Source organism: Delftia sp. WSY_7 (assembly GCF_043104845.1).
GTDB classification, from domain to species: Bacteria; Pseudomonadota; Gammaproteobacteria; order Burkholderiales; family Burkholderiaceae_C; genus Comamonas; species Comamonas tsuruhatensis.
Genome location: NZ_JBICLB010000007.1, coordinates 1 through 301 on the forward strand (window position 1 = coordinate 1; position 301 = coordinate 301).

The 301-nt window shown below is 70.1% G+C and carries 1 protein-coding gene; it reads left to right on the forward strand.

Translation table 11 applies throughout. From position 1 onward, the window contains the following. A partial coding sequence (locus ACF8ME_RS04955) for a hypothetical protein (RefSeq protein WP_392415504.1) occupies positions 1–301 on the forward strand: 301 nt, incomplete at both ends.

The window sequence follows — 301 nt, forward strand, 5'->3', positions numbered from 1 at the left end:
ATCGCATCGAGACCTACTACTTCGAAGGTGAAGCGGGCCTGTCGCGCCTCATCGCCCACCACAAGGCCGATGGCAGCCGCTGGCTGCAGGCCTACGACAGCTTCGGCCGGCTGGCTTCGCGCACCGACCCGCTGGGGCGCAGCGTCCACCTCAGGCGTGATGGCCAGGGCCGGCTCATCGGCGTGCAACTGCCCGACGGGCGCAGCACCCAGCAGGAGCATGACGAAGCCACAGGCCGCCTGCTCAGCGCCACCGACACCGCAGGCGCCACCACCGGCTACCAATACGACGCCTGGGGCCG